The sequence below is a fragment of the Streptomyces sp. NBC_01551 genome, assembly GCF_026339935.1.
GTDB lineage: Bacteria > Actinomycetota > Actinomycetes > Streptomycetales > Streptomycetaceae > Streptomyces.
Genome location: NZ_JAPEPX010000001.1, coordinates 4,271,246 through 4,293,434 on the forward strand (window position 1 = coordinate 4,271,246; position 22,189 = coordinate 4,293,434).

Genomic DNA, 22,189 nt, shown 5'->3' on the forward strand with positions numbered 1-22,189 from the left:
CCTCAGGTCACAGACCCGGGCCGCGGACCGGGATGTGGGTGAACGTGGGCTCCGGGGCCGGGTTCTGGAAGAAGTCGTTGCCCTTGTCGTCCACGACGATGAACGCCGGGAAGTCCTCGACCTCGATCTTCCAGACCGCCTCCATGCCGAGCTCCTCGTACTCCAGGACCTCGACCTTCTTGATGCAGTCCTGGGCCAGGCGCGCCGCCGGGCCGCCGATGGAGCCGAGGTAGAAGCCGCCGTGCGCGGCGCACGCGTCGGTCACCTGCTGCGAGCGGTTGCCCTTGGCCAGCATGACCATCGAGCCGCCCGCCGCCTGGAACTGCTCGACGTAGGAGTCCATGCGGCCGGCCGTGGTCGGGCCGAAGGAGCCCGAGGCGTAGCCCTCGGGGGTCTTCGCCGGGCCGGCGTAGTAGACCGGGTGGTCCTTCAGGTACTGCGGCATCTCCGCGCCCGAGTCCAGCAGCTCCTTGATCTTGGCGTGCGCGATGTCGCGTGCCACGACCAGCGGGCCGGTAAGGGACAGGCGGGTCTTGACCGGGTGCTTGGTCAGCGTCGCGAGGATCTCGGCCATCGGCTGGTTCAGGTCGATGGAGACGACGTCCGAGGAGTCGCTGAGGTGCTCGTCCGTGGTGTCCGGCAGGAAGCGCGCCGGGTCCCGCTCCAGCTGCTCCAGGAAGACGCCCTCGGCGGTGATCTTCGCGGTCGCCTGGCGGTCCGCCGAGCAGGACACGGCGATCGCGACCGGCAGGGAGGCGCCGTGGCGCGGGAGGCGGACGACGCGCACGTCGTGGCAGAAGTACTTGCCGCCGAACTGCGCGCCGATGCCGATCTTCTGGGTCAGCTCGAAGACCTGCTGCTCCAGGTCCAGGTCCCGGAAGCCGTGGCCGAGCGGGGAGCCCTCGGTGGGGAGCTCGTCGAGGTAGTGGGCCGAGGCGTACTTCGCCGTCTTGAGCGCGTGCTCCGCCGAGGTGCCGCCGACCACGATCGCCAGGTGGTAGGGCGGGCAGGCCGCCGTGCCCAGCGAGCGGATCTTCTCCTCCAGGAACTTCATCATGGAGGCCTCGTTGAGGACCGCCTTGGTCTCCTGGTAGAGGAACGACTTGTTGGCCGAGCCGCCGCCCTTGGCCATGAAGAGGAACTTGTACGCGCCGCCGTCGGTCGCGTACAGCTCGATCTGCGCGGGCAGGTTCGAGCCGGTGTTCTTCTCCTCCCACATGGTGAGGGGGGCCATCTGCGAGTAGCGCAGGTTGAGGCGCGTGTACGCGTCGTAGATGCCGCGCGAGAGGGCCGCCTCGTCGGCGCCCTCCGTCAGCACGTTCTGGCCGCGCTTGCCCATCACGATCGCCGTGCCCGTGTCCTGGCACATCGGCAGCACGCCGGCCGCCGCGATGTTCGCGTTCTTGAGGAGGTCGAGGGCGACGAACTTGTCGTTCGACGAGGCCTCGGGGTCGTCGATGATGCGGCGCAGCTGCGCGAGGTGCGCGGGGCGCAGGAAGTGCTGGATGTCGTGGATCGCCTCTTCGGCGAGCTTGCGCAGCGCCTCGGGCTCCACCTTGAGGAACGTACGGCCGTCGGCCTCGAAGGTCGAGACGCCCTCCGAGGTCACCAGCCGGTAGGGGGTGGCGTCCTCGCCCAGGGGCAGCAGGTCGGTGTACGCAAACTCTGGCATGACGGCAGTCATTCCTCACTCGGCAGACAGCACTGACGACCAATTTGGCAGCGCGGCTATCCAGCGTAGGACCTCTGCCGGAAGCTGTGCTTGTGAGGTAAGGCTCACTCGACGCGCGCGGGACTCCACGGAGGAGTATCGCGATCTATCGTGTCTGGCTATGCTGGGTCGCGTGGACTTGGAAAAGCACGCCGCCGCCCCCGCCGCGCCCGCCGATCTGCGCGCCTCCGACGCCGACCGGGACCGGATCGCGCAGATCCTCGCCGATGCCCTCGCGGAGGGCCGGCTGACCGCCGAGGAGCACTCCGAGCGCCTGGACTCGCTGTACGCCCTCAAGACCGTCGGGGAGCTGGAGGTGCTGGTACGGGACCTGCCCGCGCCCGGCGTCACCCCTCCGGCCCCGGCCTCCGCGGCCGCCTACGCCACGGGGCCGGCGTCGGCCGCCGCCACCGACACCGTCGTCGCCGTGTGCAGCAGCTCCGCCCGCAAGGGCCGCTGGCGGCCGGGCGCGCACACCCGGGCCGTCTCCGTCATGGGCGACATCTGCATCGACCTCACCGAGGCCGTCTTCGAGCAGCAGGTCACCGAGATCAACGTGACCTGCGTCCTCGGCAACGTCGAGATCCTGGTCCCCGAGAACGTCACCCTGCGCGGCTACGGCAGCGGCGTCCTCGGCAACTTCGAGGTGCGCGGCCAGGGGCGGGGCGAGTCCGACCCGCAGGCGCCCGTGGTGATCGTGCGCGGCTTCGCGCTGCTCGGCAACATCGAGGCCCGTCCCAAGCTCGGCGCCCGCCTGGTGGACCTCGCGCTGAAGCTGCGGAAGCGCACGCAGAAGTAGCGGCCGGCCGGCGCGGGCGGAAGCGGAACGCGCGTGACGGCGCCGGGCGCGCACCGGCGCATGTCGCCGTCATGTTTCGGTCGAAGGCCCGCCCCGGGCGGCACCCGGTGCATAGGGGCGCGTACAGCGGGTAGGGACAGGTGCATCGTCTCTCGCTTGCGTATACGTCGTCAGGAGTAGACCGTGCAGCATCCGCCGCATCAGTCCCTGCAGGTAGCCGCCGTACAGACCCTTCGGGCGCGTCCGGCCGCCGTGCCGAAGCCGCGGGTGCCGGCGAGGGAAGAGGACGGCCCATGGCACGCGGAGGCGGTGTGCCGCCGGGACGAGGCGGGGCTCTTCTTCGCCCCCTCCAAGGAGCCGACCGCGGCCCGGCTGTCGCGCGAGGAGGCCGCCAAGCGGGTCTGCGCCCGCTGTCCGGTGATGGTCGCGTGCCGGGAGCACGCGCTGCTCCAGCCGGAGCCGTACGGGGTGTGGGGCGGGCTCACGGCCGCCGAGCGCCGGGTGGTGCTGGCCCGCAGGCGGCGCCGGGCGGCGGAATTGCGCCAGAGTCCGGGAGCCGGGCCGATCGCGGCCGCCGGCTAGCGGATCTGCGCCGGTCGCCGGGCACGGAGTCCTGGAAACGCCGGAGGGGCGGTCCCGCCGCACACGGGAACCGCCCCTCTCGCCGTACCGTCGGCCGGCCCGGTCCGCCCCTACTGGGCGCGGTCGAAGTCGATCGCGCTGTACGCGCGCAGCTTCGACAGCCGGTGGGTCGAGTCGATCTGCCGGATCGTGCCCGACTTCGAGCGCATGACCAGCGAGGACGTGGTCGCGGTCTCCGAGCGGTAGTGGACGCCGCGCAGCAGCTCGCCGTCCGTGATGCCGGTGGCGACGAAGAAGACGTTGTCGCCGGAGACCAGGTCGTTCGTGTGCAGCACGCGGTCCAGGTCGTGGCCCGCGTCGATCGCCTTCTGGCGCTCGGCCTCGTCCTTGGGCCACAGCTTGCCCTGGATCGTGCCGCCGAGGCACTTTATGGCGCACGCCGAGATGATGCCCTCGGGGGTGCCGCCGATGCCGAGCAGCAGGTCCACGCCGGTGCCCTCGCGCACCGCCATGACCGAGCCCGCGACGTCGCCGTCGGAGATGAACTTGATGCGCGCGCCGGTCTCGCGGATCTCCTTGACGATGCCCTCGTGGCGGGGGCGGTCCAGGATGATCACGGTGACGTCCTCGACGGCCATGTTCTTGGCCTTCGCGACCCGGCGGATGTTCACCGAGACGGGCGCGTTGATGTCGACGAAGTCGGCGGCCTCGGGGCCGGTGACCAGCTTCTCCATGTAGAAGACCGCGGACGGGTCGAACATGGTGCCGCGGTCGGCGGCGGCCAGCACGGCGATGGCGTTCGGCATGCCCTTGGCGTTCAGGGTGGTGCCGTCGATCGGGTCCACGGCGATGTCGACCTCGGCGCCGGTGCCGTCGCCGACCCGCTCGCCGTTGAACAGCATCGGGGCTTCGTCCTTCTCGCCCTCGCCGATGACGACGACGCCGTTCATCGAGACGGTGGAGATCAGGGTGCGCATCGCGTTGACCGCGGCGCCGTCGGCGCCGAGCTTGTCGCCGCGCCCGACCCAGCGGCCGGCGGCCATGGCGGCGGCCTCGGTCACCCGGACGAGTTCGAGAGCGAGGTTGCGGTCGGGGGCCTCGGGAGAGACTTCGAGCTGGGGCGGCAGGTTGTGCTCGGTCATCGGAGCGCACCTTTCTGTACGACGACGGCCGGGATGTGAGGGTGCTGGAACTCTATCGGTACGTCGATAAATTGAGCAGACCGGGTCACGTATGAGCGGTATATAGGTCAGCTGATTGGCCTGAGCGGACGTCTTGCGCGTCTGCCGGCCCGCCGCGCCCACCCCGCGCGGTGATCGCTCCCGGTGATGCGGGACGATGGTGCCGTGGCAGGTATGAAAGGCAAGCAGACGATCTGGGACATGGTCCGGTCGCTGGCGGTGATCGGTCTCCTGGTCGCGGGGATCTACATCTTCATCCCGCATGACGAGGACGCCGATCCGACACGCGTGGTCGACTACCGGGTGGAGGCGATCACCGCCCGGCGCGCGGCCCCGTACCCGCTGGCCGCGCCCGTCGGCCTGCCCGAGAAGTGGCGGGCGACCTCGGTGGCGTACGAGCGCAAGAACGCCGACTCCTGGCACCTCGGCTTCCTCGACCCGCAGGACCAGTACGTGGCCGTCGAGCAGTCCAGCGAGGCGACGCCGAAGTACCTCGCCAAGGTCACCCAGCAGGCGAAGGCCACCGGGCGCACGCAGCAGGTCGGCGACGCCGCCTGGGAGCGCTGGGAGGGCGAGAAGTACGACGCCCTCGTGCGGCAGGGGGAGGGTTACGTCACCGTGGTGACCGGGACCGCCTCCTTCGAGCAGCTGGGCGCGATGGCGGCGGCGCTGGAGTTCAAGAAGGCGCCCGTCCAGTAGGGGTGCGCCCCCTCGGTACGTGAAGAAGCCGCCCGCCCCGGAGACCGGGGCGGGCGGCTTCTTCGTACGGCGGTGCGGTGCGGCGTCGCGCGGTGCTCAGACGGTCGTGACGACCTGGTCGAACTCCAGGCGCGGGGCGCGGTCGAACGGTGCGGGCTCGTCGCTCGGCTTGCCGATGTTGACGACCATCACCGGGGTGTGGTCGGCGTCCAGGAACTCCTTCTGGAGGCCCGCGAAGTCCACACCGGTCATCGGGCCGGCGGCCAGGCCGGCGGCGCGGATGCCGACGATGAAGTAGGCGGCCTGCAGCGCGGTGTTCAGCAGCGCGGACTGCTCGCGGACCGGGCGCTCCGAGAAGAAGACGTCCTTGGCCTGCGGGAAGTACGGCAGCAGGTGCGGGAGCTCCTCGTGGAACTCGTTGTCCGCGGACAGGATCGCGACCAGCGGCGCGGCGGCGGTCTTGTCCTTGTTGCCGTCGGCCATGTGCTTCACGAGGCGCTCGCGGGCCTCGGCGGAGCGGACCAGGGTGATGCGCATCGGGGTCTGGTTGAAGGCGGTGGGGCCGTACTTCACCAGGTCGTAGATCGCCTGGACCTGCTCCTCGGTCACCGGCTCGTCGGAGAACGAACCAACGGTGCGAGCCTCGCGGAACAGCAGGTCCTGCGCGGCGGAGTCAAGAACGAGAGACATCGGAAAGCCTTCTTACGTACAGGGGGGTGAAGCCGATGCCCCGACTCTACGACGGAGATAGATGAAACTTCAACTAAATCCGTTCCGAGGTGAGAGGGATCACTTCCGGCCATCCTCCGACTCCCCGGGCTCGGCCCCCGCCTCCCGGGCCGCCAGCGCCGAGTCCAGCCGGGCGCGGGCCCCCTCCAACCAGTGCCGGCAGACCTGCGCGAGCTCCTCGCCCCGCTCCCACAGGGCCAGGGAGTCCTCCAGCGAGGTGCCGCCGGCCTCCAGCCTGCGGACGACCTCGACGAGTTCGTCGCGCGCCTGCTCATACCCCAGCGATGTATCGGTTTCAGCCATTCCCGTTTCCCACCTCGATTGTGTGTGCGGCCAGTTCAGTGCTGCGGCGAGCCGTTGACCCGCGAGCCGTCGACCCGTACGTGAAACTCGCCCTCCGCGACCCGCGCGCGCAGTTCGTCGCCCTCCGCGACGTCCTGCGGCGAGCGCACCACGTGCCCGTCCGCCCGCTGGAGCACCGCGTACCCCCGCTCCAGCGTCGCCGCCGGGGACAGCGCCACCACGCGGGCCAGGGTGTGCGTGAGCTCCGAGTCCGCCCGGTCCAGCAGGTGCCCCAGCGTCCGCCGGCTGCGCGCCAGCAGCGCCTCGACCTCGGCCTCCCGGGTCTCCACCATCCGCTGCGGGTGGACGAACACCGGGCGCGCGAGCGCGTGCGCCAGCCCCCGCTCCTCCCGGTCGAGCAGCCCCCGCACCGCCCGCAGCCCCCGGCCCTGCAGCTGACGTACGCGGTCCAGCTCCTCGCCCACGTCCGGGACCACCTTCTTCGCGGCGTCCGTGGGCGTGGAGGCCCGCACGTCCGCCACCAGGTCCAGCAGCGGGGAGTCCGGCTCGTGCCCGATCGCCGAGACCACCGGGGTACGGGCCGCCGCGACCGTCCGTACGACCTCCTCGTCGGAGAACGGCAGCAGGTCCTCCACGCTGCCGCCGCCGCGCGCCACGATGATCACGTCCACCTCGGGCAGCGCGTCGAGCTCCTTGACCGCCTGGATCACCTGGGGCACCGCGCGCACCCCCTGGACCGCCACGTTGCGCACCTCGAAGCGGACCGCCGGCCAGCGCCGCCGGGCGTTCTCCAGGACGTCCCGCTCGGCCGCCGAGGCCCGCCCCACCACCAGCCCGATCAGCTGCGGCAGGAACGGCAGCGGCTTCTTGCGGTCCAGCGCGAACAGGCCCTCGGAGGCCAGCGACCGCTTCAGCTTCTCCAGCCGGGCCAGCAGCTCGCCGATGCCGACCGGCCGTATCTCCGTCGCCCGCAGGGACAGCTGCCCGCGCGGGGCGTACCACTCCGGCTTGGCCAGTACGACGACCCGCGCGCCCTCCGTCACGGCGTCGGCGACCTCGTCGTAGACCTGCCGGAAGCAGGTCACGCTGAGCGAGATGTCGTGCGACGGGTCGCGCAGCGTCAGGAAGACCACCCCCGCCCCCGGCCTCCGCGAGAGCTGCGTGATCTGCCCTTCCACCCACACCTGGCCGAGCTTGTCGATCCAGCCCCCGATGAGCCGGGACACCTGTCCGACCGGCAGCGGCGCGTCAGCCGACGTATTCAGACCCATGCACGCAGGCTAACGGGCGACACCGACACAGGTCAGAGGGCGTCGCCCGGTGTGCCCTCCGCGCGTCGCCCGCGCTGGGCCACCAGCACGCACAGGCCCACCACCAGCCACACCGCCCCCACCAGCTGCGCCGTCCAGGACGCCTCGACGATCACCGCGACGGTCACCGCCGCGCCCAGGACCGGGACCACCAGGTGCTTCCACCAGATCGGCGGTCCCTCGGCGCGCCGGACCACGAACCAGCCGACCACCGAGGCATGCAGCAGGGTGAACGCCACCAGCGCCCCGATGTCGACCACCGAGACCAGGTGGTCGAGGCCGTCGTCGCGGCGCGCCGCCCACACCGCCGCGACCAGCGTGATCGTCGCCGCCACCAGCAGGGCCGGCCGCGGCGTGCCGTCCGAGGTGTGCGCGAGGGCGCGCGGCAGCCGCCGCTCCCGGGCCATCGCGAACACCAGCCGGCCCGCCGCCGCCTGCCCGGCCAGCGCCGCGAACGCCGCCCCGATCGCCTTGCTGACGGCGACCAGGTCGTGCAGCCAGTTCCCGACCGAGAACTCCACCGCGTCGTAGAAGGCCGGCCCCTGCTGCGCCGGATCGGCCGCCAGCTCCGCCGAGGACACCGGCGTCAGCAGCGCCGCCAGGTAGCTCTGCGCGACGAACAGCACCCCGGCCATCGCCAGGCAGAACAGCACCGCCCGCGCCACCTTCTCCGAGCCGCCCGTCACCTCCTCGGCGAACGAGGCGATGGCGTCGAACCCCAGGTAGGAGAGCACCGCGACCGACACCGCCCCCAGTACGGCCGCCGTCGAGAAGCCCAGCGAGCCGTCACCGGTCAGCGGGGACAGCCAGCCGCGCTGCGCCCCGCCCCGCACCAGCACGGACACCGCCGCGACGACGAACACCAGCAGCACCGCGATCTCCAGGGCCAGCACGGCGAACCCCACCCGCGCGGCCGCCCGTACGCCCCACAGGTTCAGCAGGGTCGTCACGACCACCGCCAGCGCCGTCCACACCCACCGCGACACCTGCGGCACCAGCGCGTTCATCGCGATCCCGGAGAACAGGTACGCCACGGCCGGGATCAGCAGGTAGTCGAGCATCGCCATCCACCCGGCGATCAGCCCCGCCCCCTCGCCGAGGCCCTTGCGGGCGTACGTGAACACCGAGCCGGCCTGCGGGGCGACCCGCACCATCTGGGCGTAGGAGAAGGCCGTGAACCCCATCGCGATCGTCGCGAAGACGTACACGAGCGCGACGGCCCCGTGCGACTTGGCGTCGAGGGTCCCGAAGATCCCGACGGGGGCCATCGGCGCGATGAAGAGCAGCCCGTAGACGACCAGGTCACGGAAGCCGAGGCTCCGCCGCAGCGCGGACTGCTCCGTGGCGGGCTCGGTAGCGGACGTCATCGTTCCTCCGGGGGGCGGGGAGTACGGACATTCGACCCAGTTTGTGCCGAACGGGCGACGACCGGCCTCCTGGAGACCCCCGTACGATGGAGCCTATGACTGCTCCCGCTTCCCGCCGTGTCCTGCTCGCCGCTCCGCGCGGCTACTGCGCGGGCGTGGACCGAGCCGTGATCGCTGTCGAGAAGGCTCTCGAGCAGTACGGTGCGCCGGTCTATGTCCGCCACGAGATCGTGCACAACAAGTACGTCGTCCAGACGCTGGAGAAGAAGGGCGCCATCTTCGTCGAGCGGACGGAGGAGGTGCCCGAGGGCTCCATCGTGATGTTCTCCGCGCACGGCGTGGCCCCGGTGGTGCACGAGGAGGCGGCGCGCGGCAAGCTCGCGACGATCGACGCGACCTGCCCGCTGGTCACCAAGGTGCACAAGGAAGCGATCCGGTACGCGAACGAGGACTTCGACATCCTCCTCATCGGCCACGAGGGCCACGAGGAGGTCATCGGCACCTCCGGCGAGGCCCCGGACCACATCACGATCGTCGACGGCCCCCACGACGTGGAGAAGGTCCAGGTCAGGGACGAGTCGAAGGTCGTCTGGCTGTCGCAGACCACCCTCTCGGTCGACGAGACGATGGAGACGGTCGACGCGCTGAAGACCAAGTTCCCGCTGCTCGTCTCGCCGCCCAGCGACGACATCTGCTACGCCACCTCCAACCGCCAGGCCGCGGTCAAGGTGATGGGCGCCGACTCCGACCTGGTCATCGTCGTCGGCTCGAAGAACTCCTCGAACTCGATCCGGCTGGTCGAGGTCGCGCTCGACGCCGGCGCGCGCGCCGCGTACCTCGTCGACTTCGCGAGCGAGATCGACGAGGCCTGGCTGGAGGGCGTCACCACCGTCGGCCTGACCTCGGGCGCCTCGGTGCCGGAGGTGCTGGTCGAAGAGGTCCTGGAGTGGCTCGCGCAGCGCGGCTACGCGGACGTGGAGATCGTCAAGACGGCCGAGGAGTCCATCGTCTTCTCGCTGCCGAAGGAGCTGCGCCGCGACCTGCGCGCCGAAGCGGCCCGGCTGATCGCCGAGAAGTAGGGCGCGACGTTTCGTACGGTGAGTCCATGCAGATCTTCGGCGTGGACATCGGCGGTTCCGGGATCAAGGGCGCTCCCGTGGACCTGGACCGTGGCGACCTGGCGCAGGAGCGCCACAAAGTACTGACACCGCAGCCGGCCACCCCCGACGGGGTGGCCGGCTGTGTCGTCGAGGTGGTGCGCCACTTCGACTGGGACGGGCCCGTGGGGGTGACCTTCCCCGGGGTCGTCACCGGCGGCGTCACGCGGACGGCCGCCAACATGGACAAGGGCTGGATCGGCGTCGACACGGCGGCGCTGCTCAGCGCCCGCCTCGACGGCCGTCCGGTGACGGTGCTGAACGACGCGGACGCCGCCGGGGTCGCGGAGATGACGTACGGGGCGGGGCGCGGCCGCTCCGGCACGGTCATCCTGCTGACCCTGGGTACCGGCATCGGCAGCGCGCTCTTCACGGACGGGCACCTGGTCGCGAACTCGGAGCTCGGGCACCTGGAGCTCAAGGGGCACGACGCGGAGAAGCGGGCGTCCGTCAAGGCCAAGGAGGACGAGGAGCTCAGCTGGGAGCACTGGGCGCACCGGCTGCACAAGTACCTCGCCCACGTGGAGATGCTGTTCTCCCCGGACCTGTTCATCATCGGGGGCGGGGTCAGCCGCAAGCCCGAGAAGTTCCTCCCGCTGATCGAGGGCATCCGGGCCGAGATCGTGCCGGCGAAGCTCCAGAACAACGCGGGCATCGTCGGGGCGGCGATGGCGGCGAAGCCGCAGGCGTAGCACCTGGGGCGGCTACGCCGTCCGGCTACGCCATCCGGCGCCCGGGCCGCTTCCCGATCAGCACGGCCTTGCGCACCAGGGCGATCAGCGCGGCGACGAGGGTCCCCGCGTAGAGCCAGCCGGCGTGCAGGGACAGCGCCGAGACCACCCCCATCAACTGACCGCCGAAGCCGCCGGAGCCGCCCGCGATGGGCCACACTCCGGCGGCGAAGGCGATGGGGGCGCTGATCGGTGCCGTGATCAGGTCCGCCGGCCGCACCCAGACGGCGGTGGCGGCGGCGACGGGCGGGAAGAGCAGCCCGTAGACGAAGAGCGAGGCCCCGAAGAGCAGCCAGGCGATGCCGCCGACCAGCAGCATCGCGACGCAGGCGAACAGCCCGCCGCCGAGCCCGGTCAGCTTGGGGCGGGGCAGCCGGCGGCGGGGTGCGGGCGCACCGGGCCGCCGTCCGCCGCTCTGGGCGGGCACACCGGAGAGGGCGGCGGCCGGGCCGGCCGGCTGCTGTCGCTGCGCGTGAACGACGGGTCGCGTCCTGTATTGCTCCACGTCACCAAAGTAGGCGCGGACCGTGCGGTTCCGGCGGCCGGACACGCGTACATCCACCCCCACTCATCGGAAAGTAAACTGTCCGGTGGCCCACTCCCGGGCCGCCGCCCCCTCCAGCTACGGGAAGTCGCCAACGTGTCGCTCACGATCGGAATCGTCGGCCTGCCGAATGTCGGCAAGTCGACCCTGTTCAACGCCCTGACCAAGAACGACGTGCTGGCGGCCAACTACCCGTTCGCCACGATCGAGCCGAACGTCGGCGTCGTCGGCGTTCCGGACTCGCGCCTCGCGGTCCTGGCCGGCATCTTCGGCTCGCAGAAGGTCCTCCCCGCGACGGTCGACTTCGTCGACATCGCCGGCATCGTGCGCGGCGCCTCCGAGGGCGAGGGCCTGGGCAACAAGTTCCTCGCGAACATCCGCGAGTCGGACGCGATCTGCCAGGTCATCCGCGCCTTCAAGGACGAGAACGTCGTCCACGTCGACGGCAAGGTCTCGCCGAAGGACGACATCGAGACGATCAACACCGAGCTGATCCTCGCCGACCTCCAGTCCATCGAGAAGGCCGAACCGCGCCTGACGAAGGAGTCCCGCCTCCAGAAGGAGAAGGTCGCGGTCCTCGCGGCCGTCGTCGAGGCCAAGAAGATCCTCGAAGCGGGCGACACCCTCTTCTCCAAGGGCATCACCAAGGGCACGGAGCAGGGCGACCTCCTGCACGAGCTGCACCTGCTCACCACGAAGCCGTTCCTCTACGTCTTCAACGTGGACGAGGACGAGCTGACGGACGACGCCTTCAAGGCGGAGCAGAGCGCGCTGGTCGCCCCGGCCGAGGCGATCTTCCTGAACGCCAAGCTGGAGCAGGACCTCTCCGAGCTGGACGACGAGGAAGCCCTCGAGCTCCTCCAGTCGGTCGGCCAGGACGAGCCCGGCCTCGCCACCCTCGGCCGCGTCGGCTTCGACACCCTGGGCCTCCAGACGTACCTGACGGCCGGCCCGAAGGAAACCCGCGCCTGGACGATCAAGAAGGGCGCCACCGCCCCGGAGGCCGCCGGCGTCATCCACACGGACTTCCAGCGCGGCTTCATCAAGGCCGAGGTCATCTCCTTCGCGGACCTGGTCGACTGCGGCTCGGTCACCGAGGCCCGCGCCAAGGGCAAGGCCCGCATGGAGGGCAAGGACTACGTCATGCAGGACGGCGACGTGGTGGAGTTCCGCTTCAACGTCTGATTGGACGTGAACAACGGCCTGACCTGCGAGAAGGCAGGTCAGGCCGTTGTGCTGTCCGCGGCAGTCCGCAGAACCTGGAGCGGCTGCGTGTCGTAGACCGTGGAACGGTGTCCGACCTGTACGACCCACACCACCCCTGTACTGACTCGGAATCGCGGTGTCAGTTCGACTGCTGGCCCGGCGCGCGAGGCGGCCCAGGGTCAGGAGTGGGGGACCGCCGTGGCGAGGACCACCTCGAATTCCTCCAGGCTGCGGGTGGTTGCGCGAGCCTTCGCGGTGGCCTCTCCGCGGACCGCCGCGACGGCGCCACGGGATGCCACGAGTGCGTCGCGGTCGGCGTAGAGCGAGCCGACAGCGGCTCTGCCCCGGTCGCGATCGATGAGCAGGGAGATGCCGGCCAGTCCGGGGATTTTCTGGACCTTGGGCAGTGAGGTGTCGCGGAACGTGTCCACCAGCAGGTCGATGTCAGCCGGCTCGACGTCCATGTGGACCAGCCGGAACCCCGCGCCCGGCACGAGTTCCTCTGCGCGCCGGGCGACCGCCGCTTCCCAGTTGTCGACCGTCACGGTCTGCGCGAAGGGCGCCATCATCTCGGCCCGCCGCTTGCTCAGGTTCTCGTAGCTGGCCTGCCGGGAGGCCTCGTCCTCCCACCACGATCCCACCAGGAGCTTGCCGAGCTCGCGGTCGGCGAACAGCCCCATCCCGCGAAAGCCCGGTTCCGCCGACAGCAGCGCACGCCCGTCGGTCCGGAGCGCCTCGGCGACCCCGTCGAGCTCGGCCGGATCACCCGTTGCATAGATGCTGCGAACGTACATAGCGCCCTTTCCTGCCTTCCGGTGGCCCCGCGCGGGCTCGTGCTCCCACTCCATGCGATGACCGGGGCGGATGGGGGGCAACGTGGCAGGGGCATTCAGGTGAAGAGGCGGGCGGTCGCCGGGCGCGTGTGGCTTCTCGAAACACGGCAATGCCGTGCTCGTCTCGGCCGAGGACTACGCGGCGCTGCGCGAGGGTTCGTACCTGCTGCGCTCGCCGGCGAACGCCCGGCGGCTCCTCAAGGCGTACGAGAACGCGCTGGCCCACGTCAATGTGTCGGAGCGCGAGCTGATCGATCCGGACTCGGCGGACGCGGGTGCGGGTGCGGGTGCCGCGTGAGGCTTGTCTTCGAGGATCAGGGCTGGGAGGACCACACGTCCTGGCTCTGGTGCTCTCCGGGCTGCGCGTAGTCCCGGTGGGCGACGAGGAGGCGAGGACGGCCTCGAAGCTGCGGATGGACCCTGGCTCGCACGGGAGGAGCTCGGCGGACAGCTCCTGGACGGACCGGTCGAGAGTCATCAACGGCGGGCTATGGCTGCTGACTTGCTGTGCGCGCCCGTATGGTTGCGACAGCACGTGGAGTCACGAGATCGTCCTGCGTCTTCCAGGAGGAATGTGTGGACCCGCAGATCGTCGCAGTTGCCGGCGCGACTGGCACCGCCATCGTTTCGGCGATGGCTACGGATGGCTGGCAGCGCGCGAGGGATGGCGTCGTAGCGCTCTGGCAACGGTTCCGGCCCGAGTCTGCCGACGCGATCCATGAGGATTTCGAGGAGAGCCGGAGGGTTCTCGTTGGTTCTCTCCAAGCGGGTGATGAACACGCGCACGCCGCGCTTGTCGCTGCATGGAACGGGCACTTGCTCGGATTGCTCGTCGCACGACCTCAGGCTCTTGACGACCTCAGGCAGCTCACCGCGGTGCTCGCGCAACAGCACACCAGCGGTGCCCACCCCTCCCTGAACATGACCGCCAATGCGAGCGGCAACGGGCAGGTGTTTCAGGCCGGACGCGACCAGAAGATCACCCAGCCGTGACTCCGGCCCGTCAGGACGGAGAGATGAACGAGTCCTGGTCGATGTGGGCCGATGCCTCCGATGCGGCCCAGATCCATCAGGCCGGTAGAGATCAGCACTTCGTTCAGAACCACTACCACTTCGACCCCGCGACACCTCGCTTCCGCGAGACGGTTCAGGACGATGACGATGACGACGACGATGGCGAGTATGTCTTCTACATGGGGCCGTGGCACATCCCGCTCACGGTCTTGCTCTATCTACTTGCCCCGGTGCCATTGCTCGTAGCCGGCACCAGCCTGCAACTTGTCTTCGAGGCTGACCCTGGACCTTCAATCTGGTGGGCCATGGTCTACACGGCATGCGCCATGGCCGTCAGCGTGACCATTGAGGTCATCGTGCTGAACAAGGCACTTCTCCGCAGCCCGTGGAGCTTCAACACCGACACATACGTCAGGGTTCTTCACGGACTGGCCGCCGCCGGGCTCTTCATCTATTCCTTGATCCGATCCCCTGGCGAAGCCGGAAGCATCGGACGCCTCGCCCTTGATTGCGCGGAGGTTCTGGGACCGTTGTAGCGCCGGTTTTCCGGGCGATCGGCAGCAACGGCGACCGCATGTGCCTTGGCGTGTTGCGGCGTGAAGGTGCTGCTCATCGGAGGCGCTGGTTCCTGTTGGCGCGCACGATCAGGTTGCAGGCGTTGCGAGAAGCCCGCAGCTCTTGGTGCATTGTCGGCGTAGCTGTGTAGTGCCGGCGGTCCTGAACGTTCTCGTACCTCGTCGCGGATCCCGCGCTGGGATGGAGCCGGGATGACGCCGCAAATGTGCAGGTCAAGGCCTTGTGGTGGAGTTCCGCTTCAGCGTGTGATCCCAAGAGGGGCCGGACTCTGCTGAGACCGACCCCTTTTTTTGTGTTCCCTTCTCAGCTGCTTCGGGGTGGTGTGAGCTTGTCGAGGTCCAGGCTGATCTCGAAGGGCACCGGGCGCTGGAGGGTGCCGCGGAAGATCCCGGCGGGCGCGTATGCGCCGGTGGGTTCGTCGAGCTCGTAGACGTGGACGACGGGTGCCCCGTCCTCGTCCTCGATGCACCAGTAGTGCGGGATGCCGGCCTCCGCGTACTTGCGGAGTTTGACGGTGCGGTCGCGGTGGGCGCATTCGGGGGAGACGACCTCGATCACGAGCCGGACCTCGTTGGGCGCGAACCAGGTGCGGTCGGCTTCGTAGTCGGCCGTCGTCACGAGCAGATCCGGTTCGGGCCGGTTGCGCTGGTCGAGCTTGATGGTCATCTCGCGGCCGACTCTGGCGTCTGCGGGTACCTGCTCCATCAGGGCGACGGTGAGCATGGTCACGAGGTGGCCGTGCCACCACCGCTGGGGCGACATCATGAAGACGAGGGCTCCGTCGATGAGCTCGGTGTGGCGTGGTGCCTCGGGGAGGCGGTCCAGGTCCTCCGCGAACCAGCCTTCCGCGCGCGGCGGGCGCATCCAGTCGGGCAGTGCGGTCATGGCTTCACGGTAGCGGCCTGCGGGCCGGGGGGAATAGCGCGGTGGTGTCGCGGTTGATCATGACGGGGGCAGTGCCTCGCCTCCGGCAGGGTCGTCTACGAGGGGGTCGTGATGTCGTATCCGGAGTACCCGGAGCAGGTGTACAGCCGGGAAGAGGGCGAGGTCAGCGCGGTCTTCCGGACCGTGGACACCCCGCCCGAGTTCGGTGTCGCGGGCGGGGACGCGATTCACTACCTGGCCACCAAGGCCTCCACGAACGGTGAGTTCGGGCTCTACCGGGTGGAGATGAGCCCGAAGGCGGGCGGGCCCAAGACGCACTTCCACAAGACGATCTCGGAGTCGTTCTTCGTGCTCGACGGCACGGTCCGGCTGTTCAACGGCGTGGACTGGATCGACGCGCAGAAGGGCGACTTCCTGTACGTGCCGCAGGGCGGGCTGCACGCCTTCCGCAACGACTCGGACGCGCCCGCCGAGATGCTGATGCTCTTCGCCCCGGGCGCGCCGCGCGAGGAGTACTTCGAGGGGCTGGCGGCCCTCGCGGACGCGACGGACGAGGAGCGCACGGAGTTCTTCGTGCGCCACGACTCCTACTTCGTCGAATAGCGCCCGGGGCAACTGCGCGGCAGTTCCCAGGCATCGCTTGGGGAGCGCGGACTCCGGCGGCGGCGCCGCCTGCGGCGTCTCGCCGGTCAGAGGCCCTGGACCGCGGCGATCGTGAAGGTCGTCGGGGTGCCCGTGGAGGGGGTCAGGGGGCCGTCCTTGTCGAACTGGGAGCGGACCACCAGGGTGCGGCCCGGGATGTGGGCCAGGGTGGTGGGGATCTGGAGGCCGGGGTCCGTGATCGTGCGGGTCAGGCGGGCGCGGGTGCCGTCCGGGGAGACCTGCCAGCGGGTCAGCGTGTTGCTGGTGTTGTGGGCCACGCGCAGGGTGCCGTCGGGGGAGAGGTCGAGGCCGTCGGCGGCCTTGAGGTCGCCGCCGGTCAGGGCGACCCGGGTGATGGCGCCGGTACGCAGGTCGAGGCGGTGGAGGTCGCCCGCCGTCATGTCCACGGTGAGCAGGTAGCGGCCGGACCGGTCGGCGACGATGCCGTTGAGGTTGAAGGTGCCCGCGGGGCGCGGCGCCAGGTGGCCGCTCAGGTCGAACGCCGGGAGCAGGGCGCCGGAGCCGGCGGCCAGCTGGGCCGGGGTGACGCGGTAGACCACCGCGCGGACGCTGTCCGTCAGGTAGGCGGTGCCGTCCGGGGTGATGGCCAGGTCGTTGACGAAGAACGGGCCGCCGCCCTCGACCTCGAAGTGGGCCAGGCGGGTTCCGGTCCGGGCGTCGTACACGGCGACGCCGGTGGTGGAGTCGGTGACCCACAGGCGGCCCCGGGCGTCGACGCGCAGCCCGTTCGCGGTGTCGCGGCCGTCGGTGCCGGCGGGCAGGAACACCTCGGCCTTACGGGCGCCCGGGCGGGCCCGGTAGACGGTGCCGTCCGCGTACGAGCCGACGTAGACCGTGCCGGTACGGGGGTCGGCGGCTATGCCCTCGGGGTAGACCTTCTCGCCGGGGATCGTGAACGCGGTCGAGACGCGGGGGGAGGGGCTCGCCCCGGCCGTGGTGCTGCCGAGGGTCAGGGTCGTCGCCGTCACGGCGAGGGTGGTCAGGGCGAGCGTGATCAGTCGCGGGCGCATGGACATGGAGGTGGGCATAGGCGTGGGCACGGGCATGGATGTGGGCATGGTGTGTGTCCTCTTCCGGTGTGGTGAATGCGAATCTATGTTAGAGCTCTAATGTTTGCAAGGGTCGTAGTATGCGGGGATGACCTCCATGCCCGCCGAGGAGCGCATCGGCTCCCACATCAAGCGCGCCGAGCAGGCGCTCCTCGCGGCGAAGAACGCGGCCCTGAAGCCCGCAGGCGTAACGGTTCCGCAGTACGCCGCCCTGCTCTGGCTCTCCGAGAAGCCCGGCATCTCCGCCGCCGCCCTCGCCCGGCTGTGCGGGGTCACGCCGCCGACCATGAACACCGTGCTGAAGAACCTCCAGGAGCGCGGGCTCATCGAGCGGACCCCGCACGAATGGCACCGCAACGTCCTGGAGACCCGGCTCACGGAGGAGGGGGAAGCGGTGATGCTGCGCGCGGACGCCGACGCCGTGCGCGTGGAGCGGGCGCTCGCCGCCGAGTTCTCCGGTGAGGAGCGGGAGTCGCTGATCGCGCTGCTCGGGCGCTGCGCCCAGGTGCTTGACGAGCAGCGCTGAGGCAGGAGGCCCCGGGAGCCTCGGCGTTCATGTTTTTTACCCGGATTTGGAACTGCCCCGGCCATTCCCCCATCAGCACTAGGGGATGCCCAGCCGCTCTGTCCCGCCCCCGGGACAGCCATGACCGTTCGGAGCGAAGTTTCGTGCACGACTACCCGCAGCGTCCGCAGTCCGATGGCCAGGACCCGTCCGAGCCCGTGCGCACGCCCCGGCGGTCGCGCCGCCCGATTTGGATCAGCACGGGTGTGGTGTGCGCGCTCGTCCTCGGCGGCGGCGGCTTCGCGGCCTGGAAGTACGAGTGGTTCTCGGGCAACGGCGAGACCGTGAGCTTCGGCAAGAACCGGCCGCCCGCCGAGCCCGAGCGGCAGGACGCCCCGGTTGCCCCGGCCGCCCCGGGCGAGCCCTCGCCGGCCGGGCCGACCGGCGACCCGGACGTGCTCATGCCGGCCGGCCCGAAGGCCGCGTTCAAGCAGACCGCCAAGCTCGACGACGGCACGATCATCGCGAAGACCCGCCTCGCGGGCGCGAAGTCCGGCTTCACCGGCGACGTCTGGGTGTGGGCGCCCAAGGAGTACGACGACCCGAAGTACGCCAAGGCCGCCTTCCCGGTCCTCATCGCGCTCCCCGGCGGCAACGGCTACCCCGCCAACTACTGGTCCGACCGCAGTCTCGGCCTCCAGAAGGCCATCACCGACGGGGTCAAGGCGGGCACCAGCCTGCCGTTCATCGTGGTCATGCCGGTACTCAACCCGGACGCCAAGTACTACTACGACGGCTCCGACATACCCGGCCAGGCCAAGATGGGCACCTGGCTCTCCGAGGACATACCCGACTTCACCCGCGCCAACTTCCGTACGTACAAGTCCCGCGACGGCTGGGCCTTCATGGGCTCCTCCTCGGGAGCGTTCGTCGGCATGAAGCTGCTCCTCCAGTACCCGGACCGGTTCAAGGCAGTGATCGCCAGCGGCGGCGAGATCGTTCCCGACTCCCCGCTCTGGAAGGGACACCAGGCGGAGATGGACGAGAACAACCCCGAGAAGCTCGCGCAGAAGCTGATCGACACCAACGGGCCCGAGGTGTACATCAACTTCCAGGTCGGGACCAAGGAGAGCGGCAAGCAGCGGATGACGCAGTTCAAGAACGCGTACGGCAAGGGCCCGGTCAAGATGACCATCCGCGACATCCAGAACGGCGAGCACAACGGCTGGCACTACGTGCGCGGCATGAAGGAAGGCTCGCTGGAGTGGATCAGCAAGGTGCTGAAGGCCCCGAAGCCGGAGGGCACCGGCTGAGAAGGGGGTCGGCGGTGTGAGGAGGCGGGCTAGGCGCGGAGTGGTGTTCGCCACGCCCCCGGGCCCAGGCAACCGGTCCGGTCGTTCAATCCTCTGTAATGGGTGTAAGGGGGACCGAACGGTCCCACCCGCGCTCCCGCAGGAGCGCCGGAGAGGGAACGGGACATTTCCGTGCAGCGACAAGACCACCAGGGCCCCCGGCGGCGTCGGCGCCTCCTCCTGATCAGCGGCGGGCTCGCACTCACCCTCGCCGCCGGCGGCGGCCTGGCGGCGTACCAGTTCGGCCTCTTCTCCGACATAGGGGATCCCACCTCCTTCGGGAAGACCCAGCAGAAGACGGCGGCCGCCGCCGACATCCGCCCGGGCGTGAGCATGCCCACCGGCCCGGCCGCCGAGTTCGTCCGCACCTCCCGGCTGCCCGACGGCACGCAGATCGCCCGCACCACCCTCACCGGCAAGAAGTCCGGCTTCACCGGCGACGTCTGGGTGTGGGTCCCCAAGGAGTACGACGACCCGCGCTACGCCAAGAGCGGCTTCCCGGTCCTGATCTCCCTCCCCGGCGGCCGCGGCTACCCCAAGAACTACTGGGGCACCGGCCCCGGCCTCGGCCTCCAGCAGGCCGTGACCGACGGGGTGAAGGCGGGCACCAGCCTGCCCTTCATCCTCGTCATGCCGGTGATCAACGCCGACACCAAGCACCACTACGACGGCTCGGACATCCCCGGTGAACCCCGCATGGGCACCTGGATGGCCGATGACATCCCGGATTTCACGAAGGCCAATTTCCGCACCTTCACCGACCGCGACGGCTGGGCCTTCATGGGCTCCTCCTCGGGCGGTTTCGGCGCCTTCAAGCACGTCCTGAAGTACCCCGACCGCTTCAAGGCGGTGATCGCCAGCGGCACCGACTTCGTCCCCGACTCCCCGCTGTGGAAGGGGAACACGCAGGCCATGGACGAGAACAACCCCGAGAAGCTCGCTGCGAAGCTGATCGAGGAAGGCGGCCCGGACGTGTACGTGAACTTCCAGATCGGCACCGAGGAGAGCGGCCGCGAGCGGGCCGAGCAGTTCATGCGGGAGTACGGGAAGGGTCCCGTGCACACCCGGCTCCAGGTGATCGAGGATGGTCAGCACAACGGAAAGTCGTACGTGCGCGGCATGAGGGAGGGCTCCCTGGAGTGGATCAGCAATGTGATGCGGCCGCCGACGCCCGACCCCGCCGTGGGATGAGCCCCGTGGTGAAGGGGGCCTGCGCGGCGGTCGCCGCCGGGGCCACCGCCGTGTTCGCGGTGGCGCTCCTGAAGGCGCCGGCCGAGTCGGCGGAGCCGGAGGACCCCTTCCCCACCGTCGGCGTGCTCATGGCCAACGGGGAGCACTGGTGCACGGCCAGCGTGGTCGACAGCCCCCGCGGCAACGTCGTCGCCACCGCCGCGCACTGCGTGGCCCCGGCGGGCGAGGACGGGGAGCCCGGCGAGGTCGCGCACGACGGCCTCGCCATCGGCGAGCTCTCCTTCGCCCCCGGCTTCTCCGGGGAGGGCGCGGGAACCCAGCCCTTCGGGGTGTGGAAGGTCCGCGCGGTCCACGTGGACGAGCGCTGGACGAAGTGGGGCGACGACACCGCCGACTTCGCCTTCCTCACCATCGAGCCCGGCCCGGACGGGCGCAGCCTCCAGGAGGCCGTGGGCGGCGGCGAGGCCCCGAAACCCGACTGGACCTCCGGCTACGAGCGCGAGGTCACGGTGGTCGGCTATCCGGAGTCCGACCGCAACCCGCAGAACAAGCCCGTCTCGTGCACCACCCAGACCCGGCACGACGAGGACGACCCCGACATGCTGTACATCGGCTGCGCCGGGTTCTGGACGGGCACCAGCGGGAGCCCCTGGATCGCCGACCGGGGCGGGCCGGGGGAGCCGGGCCGCCTGATCGGCGTACTGAGCGGCGGGGAGACGGACGTCGACTCGACCGCCGCCCTGTACGACGAGCGCGCGAAGGCCCTCTACGACCGGGCCGCGCGGGGCTGAGCTACGCCTTGCGCTCCGTGCTGACGATCACGCACACCGCGGCCACCACGACGGCGCCGCCGAGCAGGATCGGCCAGGTCAGGGCCTCGTCGAGGATCAGCGCGCCCAGCGCGACGGCGACGACCGGATTGACGTAGGCGTACGTGGCGACCAGCGACAGCGGCGCCGACCGCAGCAGCCACACGTACGCGGTGAAGGCCACGAGCGAGCCGAAGACGACCAGGTAGCCGAGCGCCAGCCAGGAGGACGTGGAGTAGCCCGCCGGGTCCAGGCCGTGGTGCTCGCCCCGGATCAGGCCGACCAGGACGTCGGCGGTCCCGCCCGCGAGCATCTGGTACGCGCTCCCGGTGAAGGGGTTGGCGGGCAGCTCCAGCCTCGGCGCGGAGAACGAGCCCAGCGACCAGAGCACCGAGGCCGCCAGCACCAGCAGCACCCCCGACAGCTGCACCGCGCCGCCGATCCCCGGGCTGGTCAGCACCGCCAGGCCGCAGAAGCCGAGCAGGACCCCGCCGAGCGTGCGCGCCGGCGGCCGGTCCCCGGTGGCGGCCCGCAGCACCACGAGCCACATCGGCACCGCGGCCACCAGCAGCGCGGCGAGGCCGGAGGGGATCGAGGTCTCGGCGAGCACGACGAGCCCGTTGCCGCCGAGGACCAGCAGCAGGCCGACCACCACGGCCGAGCGGACCTGCGCCGAGGTGGCCCGCAGCGCCGCCGGGCCGTCGCGCAGGGCGACGATGCCGGCCAGCAGGAGGCCGGCGGTGATGAACCGGACCCCGGCGGAGAGGAAGGGCGGCATGGTCTCGACGACGATCCGGATGGCGAGGTAGGTCGAGCCCCAGACGACGTAGACGAGGGCCAGGGCGAACCAGACGGTGCCGGTGACCTTCGGGGCCTCGGAGCCGGGCGCGGCGGTGGAGGGGGGCATGGCCGGATCCTATGGTCGTTGGCGCATGCAGGCATCCGGGTGTCCCACCCCCTGAGCGGGCGTGGCCGCCCCCACCACCTGAGCGG

General features: G+C 70.4%; 24 protein-coding genes and 2 pseudogenes. 15 read left to right on the forward strand and 11 right to left on the reverse strand.

Annotated features, from left to right (window positions below; genetic code table 11):
• Positions 1-7: 7 nt before the first annotated feature.
• A complete protein-coding gene (locus OG982_RS19420) occupies positions 8-1,672 on the reverse strand; it encodes a fumarate hydratase (RefSeq protein WP_266785059.1) in 1,665 nt (554 codons plus the stop codon).
• 172 nt (positions 1,673-1,844) lie between these two features.
• Here OG982_RS19420 and OG982_RS19425 point away from each other — a divergent pair, with 172 nt between their 5' ends.
• Both OG982_RS19425 and OG982_RS19430 read left to right on the forward strand, forming a co-directional pair.
• On the forward strand, positions 1,845-2,510 hold the full coding sequence (locus tag OG982_RS19425) for a DUF1707 domain-containing protein (RefSeq protein WP_266785057.1): 666 nt from the start codon (positions 1,845-1,847) through the stop codon (positions 2,508-2,510).
• Positions 2,511-2,717: 207 nt separating this feature from the next.
• On the forward strand, positions 2,718-3,092 hold the full coding sequence (locus OG982_RS19430) for a WhiB family transcriptional regulator (protein WP_323139296.1): 375 nt from the start codon (positions 2,718-2,720) through the stop codon (positions 3,090-3,092).
• Positions 3,093-3,202: 110 nt separating this feature from the next.
• Here OG982_RS19430 and glpX read toward each other — a convergent pair whose 3' ends face one another.
• Positions 3,203-4,234 carry a class II fructose-bisphosphatase gene (gene glpX / locus OG982_RS19435; protein ID WP_030159594.1) on the reverse strand — a complete coding sequence of 344 codons (1,032 nt, stop codon included), beginning with the start codon at positions 4,232-4,234 and terminating at the stop codon, positions 3,203-3,205.
• 213 nt (positions 4,235-4,447) lie between these two features.
• Here glpX and OG982_RS19440 point away from each other — a divergent pair, with 213 nt between their 5' ends.
• Complete coding sequence (locus tag OG982_RS19440) at positions 4,448-4,972, forward strand: DUF4245 domain-containing protein (RefSeq protein ID WP_266791848.1); 525 nt, start codon at positions 4,448-4,450, stop codon at positions 4,970-4,972.
• Between the two features lie 96 nt (positions 4,973-5,068).
• Here OG982_RS19440 and OG982_RS19445 read toward each other — a convergent pair whose 3' ends face one another.
• The 4 genes from OG982_RS19445 to OG982_RS19460 form a co-directional block, all read right to left on the reverse strand.
• Entirely contained in the window at positions 5,069-5,662 is a 594-nt protein-coding gene (locus OG982_RS19445) for a malonic semialdehyde reductase (RefSeq protein WP_266785054.1), read from the reverse strand.
• Positions 5,663-5,761: 99 nt separating this feature from the next.
• Positions 5,762-6,004, reverse strand: a complete 243-nt coding sequence (locus OG982_RS19450; RefSeq protein ID WP_266785052.1) for an exodeoxyribonuclease VII small subunit — start codon at positions 6,002-6,004, stop codon at positions 5,762-5,764.
• A 35-nt stretch (positions 6,005-6,039) separates the two neighbouring features.
• On the reverse strand, positions 6,040-7,275 hold the full coding sequence (gene xseA / locus OG982_RS19455; protein WP_266785050.1) for an exodeoxyribonuclease VII large subunit: 1,236 nt from the start codon (positions 7,273-7,275) through the stop codon (positions 6,040-6,042).
• A 32-nt stretch (positions 7,276-7,307) separates the two neighbouring features.
• Positions 7,308-8,681: an APC family permease gene (locus OG982_RS19460; protein ID WP_266948971.1), complete on the reverse strand. Its 1,374-nt coding sequence runs from the start codon at positions 8,679-8,681 to the stop codon at positions 7,308-7,310.
• 86 nt (positions 8,682-8,767) lie between these two features.
• On the opposite strand from OG982_RS19460, the gene OG982_RS19465 reads away from it, so the two are divergent.
• Positions 8,768-9,760 (forward strand): 4-hydroxy-3-methylbut-2-enyl diphosphate reductase, encoded by a 993-nt coding sequence (locus OG982_RS19465; protein ID WP_266785046.1) that lies wholly within the window; start codon positions 8,768-8,770, stop codon positions 9,758-9,760.
• A 26-nt stretch (positions 9,761-9,786) separates the two neighbouring features.
• On the forward strand, positions 9,787-10,530 hold the full coding sequence (gene ppgK / locus OG982_RS19470; protein ID WP_266785044.1) for a polyphosphate--glucose phosphotransferase: 744 nt from the start codon (positions 9,787-9,789) through the stop codon (positions 10,528-10,530).
• A gap of 25 nt (positions 10,531-10,555) precedes the next feature.
• Here the strand turns inward: ppgK and OG982_RS19475 are convergent, their stop codons facing one another.
• Positions 10,556-11,074, reverse strand: coding sequence for a DUF6542 domain-containing protein (locus OG982_RS19475; protein WP_266785042.1), 519 nt, complete (start codon positions 11,072-11,074; stop codon positions 10,556-10,558).
• Between the two features lie 135 nt (positions 11,075-11,209).
• On the opposite strand from OG982_RS19475, the gene ychF reads away from it, so the two are divergent.
• Entirely contained in the window at positions 11,210-12,298 is a 1,089-nt protein-coding gene (gene ychF / locus OG982_RS19480) for a redox-regulated ATPase YchF (protein ID WP_266785040.1), read from the forward strand.
• A 200-nt stretch (positions 12,299-12,498) separates the two neighbouring features.
• Here ychF and OG982_RS19485 read toward each other — a convergent pair whose 3' ends face one another.
• On the reverse strand, positions 12,499-13,113 hold the full coding sequence (locus OG982_RS19485) for an antibiotic biosynthesis monooxygenase (protein WP_266785038.1): 615 nt from the start codon (positions 13,111-13,113) through the stop codon (positions 12,499-12,501).
• Positions 13,114-13,249: 136 nt separating this feature from the next.
• On the opposite strand from OG982_RS19485, the pseudogene OG982_RS19490 reads away from it, so the two are divergent.
• The 4 genes and pseudogenes from OG982_RS19490 to OG982_RS19505 form a co-directional block, all read left to right on the forward strand.
• Positions 13,250-13,450: pseudogene (locus OG982_RS19490) on the forward strand (type II toxin-antitoxin system Phd/YefM family antitoxin); the annotation flags it as partial.
• A 49-nt stretch (positions 13,451-13,499) separates the two neighbouring features.
• Positions 13,500-13,598 (forward strand): annotated as a pseudogene (locus OG982_RS19495) (DNA-binding protein); the annotation flags it as partial.
• Between the two features lie 130 nt (positions 13,599-13,728).
• The gene (locus OG982_RS19500; protein WP_266950001.1) at positions 13,729-14,145 is read left to right on the forward strand and encodes a hypothetical protein; all 417 of its coding nucleotides are present in this window, start codon (positions 13,729-13,731) and stop codon (positions 14,143-14,145) included.
• A gap of 23 nt (positions 14,146-14,168) precedes the next feature.
• Positions 14,169-14,702 (forward strand): hypothetical protein, encoded by a 534-nt coding sequence (locus tag OG982_RS19505; RefSeq protein WP_266948973.1) that lies wholly within the window; start codon positions 14,169-14,171, stop codon positions 14,700-14,702.
• Positions 14,703-15,045: 343 nt separating this feature from the next.
• Here OG982_RS19505 and OG982_RS19510 read toward each other — a convergent pair whose 3' ends face one another.
• Positions 15,046-15,627, reverse strand: a complete 582-nt coding sequence (locus tag OG982_RS19510) for a Uma2 family endonuclease (protein ID WP_266948975.1) — start codon at positions 15,625-15,627, stop codon at positions 15,046-15,048.
• Positions 15,628-15,738: 111 nt separating this feature from the next.
• Here OG982_RS19510 and OG982_RS19515 point away from each other — a divergent pair, with 111 nt between their 5' ends.
• Positions 15,739-16,230 (forward strand): cupin domain-containing protein, encoded by a 492-nt coding sequence (locus OG982_RS19515; protein ID WP_266785032.1) that lies wholly within the window; start codon positions 15,739-15,741, stop codon positions 16,228-16,230.
• Positions 16,231-16,316: 86 nt separating this feature from the next.
• Here the strand turns inward: OG982_RS19515 and OG982_RS19520 are convergent, their stop codons facing one another.
• On the reverse strand, positions 16,317-17,306 hold the full coding sequence (locus OG982_RS19520; protein ID WP_266785030.1) for an SMP-30/gluconolactonase/LRE family protein: 990 nt from the start codon (positions 17,304-17,306) through the stop codon (positions 16,317-16,319).
• A 121-nt stretch (positions 17,307-17,427) separates the two neighbouring features.
• On the opposite strand from OG982_RS19520, the gene OG982_RS19525 reads away from it, so the two are divergent.
• The 4 genes from OG982_RS19525 (at position 17,428) to OG982_RS19540 (ending at position 21,178) form a co-directional block, all read left to right on the forward strand.
• A complete protein-coding gene (locus OG982_RS19525) occupies positions 17,428-17,865 on the forward strand; it encodes a MarR family winged helix-turn-helix transcriptional regulator (protein WP_266785028.1) in 438 nt (145 codons plus the stop codon).
• A 143-nt stretch (positions 17,866-18,008) separates the two neighbouring features.
• Positions 18,009-19,157, forward strand: coding sequence for an esterase family protein (locus OG982_RS19530; RefSeq protein ID WP_266785026.1), 1,149 nt, complete (start codon positions 18,009-18,011; stop codon positions 19,155-19,157).
• Positions 19,158-19,328: 171 nt separating this feature from the next.
• Positions 19,329-20,387, forward strand: a complete 1,059-nt coding sequence (locus OG982_RS19535; RefSeq protein WP_266785024.1) for an esterase family protein — start codon at positions 19,329-19,331, stop codon at positions 20,385-20,387.
• A complete protein-coding gene (locus tag OG982_RS19540; protein WP_266785022.1) occupies positions 20,384-21,178 on the forward strand; it encodes a serine protease in 795 nt (264 codons plus the stop codon). Before OG982_RS19535 ends, OG982_RS19540 begins: the two co-directional genes overlap by 4 nt.
• A gap of 1 nt (position 21,179) precedes the next feature.
• On the opposite strand, the gene OG982_RS19545 is transcribed toward OG982_RS19540, so the two are convergent.
• A complete protein-coding gene (locus OG982_RS19545) occupies positions 21,180-22,103 on the reverse strand; it encodes an EamA family transporter (RefSeq protein ID WP_266785020.1) in 924 nt (307 codons plus the stop codon).
• Positions 22,104-22,189 lie beyond the last annotated feature (86 nt).

What these genes read in the sequence shown, in the direction of transcription:
- OG982_RS19420 (WP_266785059.1), bottom strand. Translation starts at nt 1,672, where the DNA reads ATGCCAGAGTTTGCGTACACCGACCTGCTGCCCCTGGGCGAGGACGCC.
- glpX (WP_030159594.1), bottom strand. Translation starts at nt 4,234, where the DNA reads ATGACCGAGCACAACCTGCCGCCCCAGCTCGAAGTCTCTCCCGAGGCC.
- OG982_RS19440 (WP_266791848.1), top strand. Translation starts at nt 4,448, where the DNA reads ATGAAAGGCAAGCAGACGATCTGGGACATGGTCCGGTCGCTGGCGGTG.
- OG982_RS19445 (WP_266785054.1), bottom strand. Translation starts at nt 5,662, where the DNA reads ATGTCTCTCGTTCTTGACTCCGCCGCGCAGGACCTGCTGTTCCGCGAG.
- OG982_RS19450 (WP_266785052.1), bottom strand. Translation starts at nt 6,004, where the DNA reads ATGGCTGAAACCGATACATCGCTGGGGTATGAGCAGGCGCGCGACGAA.
- xseA (WP_266785050.1), bottom strand. Translation starts at nt 7,275, where the DNA reads ATGGGTCTGAATACGTCGGCTGACGCGCCGCTGCCGGTCGGACAGGTG.
- OG982_RS19460 (WP_266948971.1), bottom strand. Translation starts at nt 8,681, where the DNA reads ATGACGTCCGCTACCGAGCCCGCCACGGAGCAGTCCGCGCTGCGGCGG.
- OG982_RS19465 (WP_266785046.1), top strand. Translation starts at nt 8,768, where the DNA reads ATGGAGCCTATGACTGCTCCCGCTTCCCGCCGTGTCCTGCTCGCCGCT.
- ppgK (WP_266785044.1), top strand. Translation starts at nt 9,787, where the DNA reads ATGCAGATCTTCGGCGTGGACATCGGCGGTTCCGGGATCAAGGGCGCT.
- OG982_RS19485 (WP_266785038.1), bottom strand. Translation starts at nt 13,113, where the DNA reads ATGTACGTTCGCAGCATCTATGCAACGGGTGATCCGGCCGAGCTCGAC.
- OG982_RS19505 (WP_266948973.1), top strand. Translation starts at nt 14,169, where the DNA reads ATGAACGAGTCCTGGTCGATGTGGGCCGATGCCTCCGATGCGGCCCAG.
- OG982_RS19510 (WP_266948975.1), bottom strand. Translation starts at nt 15,627, where the DNA reads ATGACCGCACTGCCCGACTGGATGCGCCCGCCGCGCGCGGAAGGCTGG.
- OG982_RS19515 (WP_266785032.1), top strand. Translation starts at nt 15,739, where the DNA reads ATGTCGTATCCGGAGTACCCGGAGCAGGTGTACAGCCGGGAAGAGGGC.
- OG982_RS19520 (WP_266785030.1), bottom strand. Translation starts at nt 17,306, where the DNA reads ATGTCCATGCGCCCGCGACTGATCACGCTCGCCCTGACCACCCTCGCC.
- OG982_RS19525 (WP_266785028.1), top strand. Translation starts at nt 17,428, where the DNA reads ATGACCTCCATGCCCGCCGAGGAGCGCATCGGCTCCCACATCAAGCGC.
- OG982_RS19540 (WP_266785022.1), top strand. Translation starts at nt 20,384, where the DNA reads ATGAGCCCCGTGGTGAAGGGGGCCTGCGCGGCGGTCGCCGCCGGGGCC.
- OG982_RS19545 (WP_266785020.1), bottom strand. Translation starts at nt 22,103, where the DNA reads ATGCCCCCCTCCACCGCCGCGCCCGGCTCCGAGGCCCCGAAGGTCACC.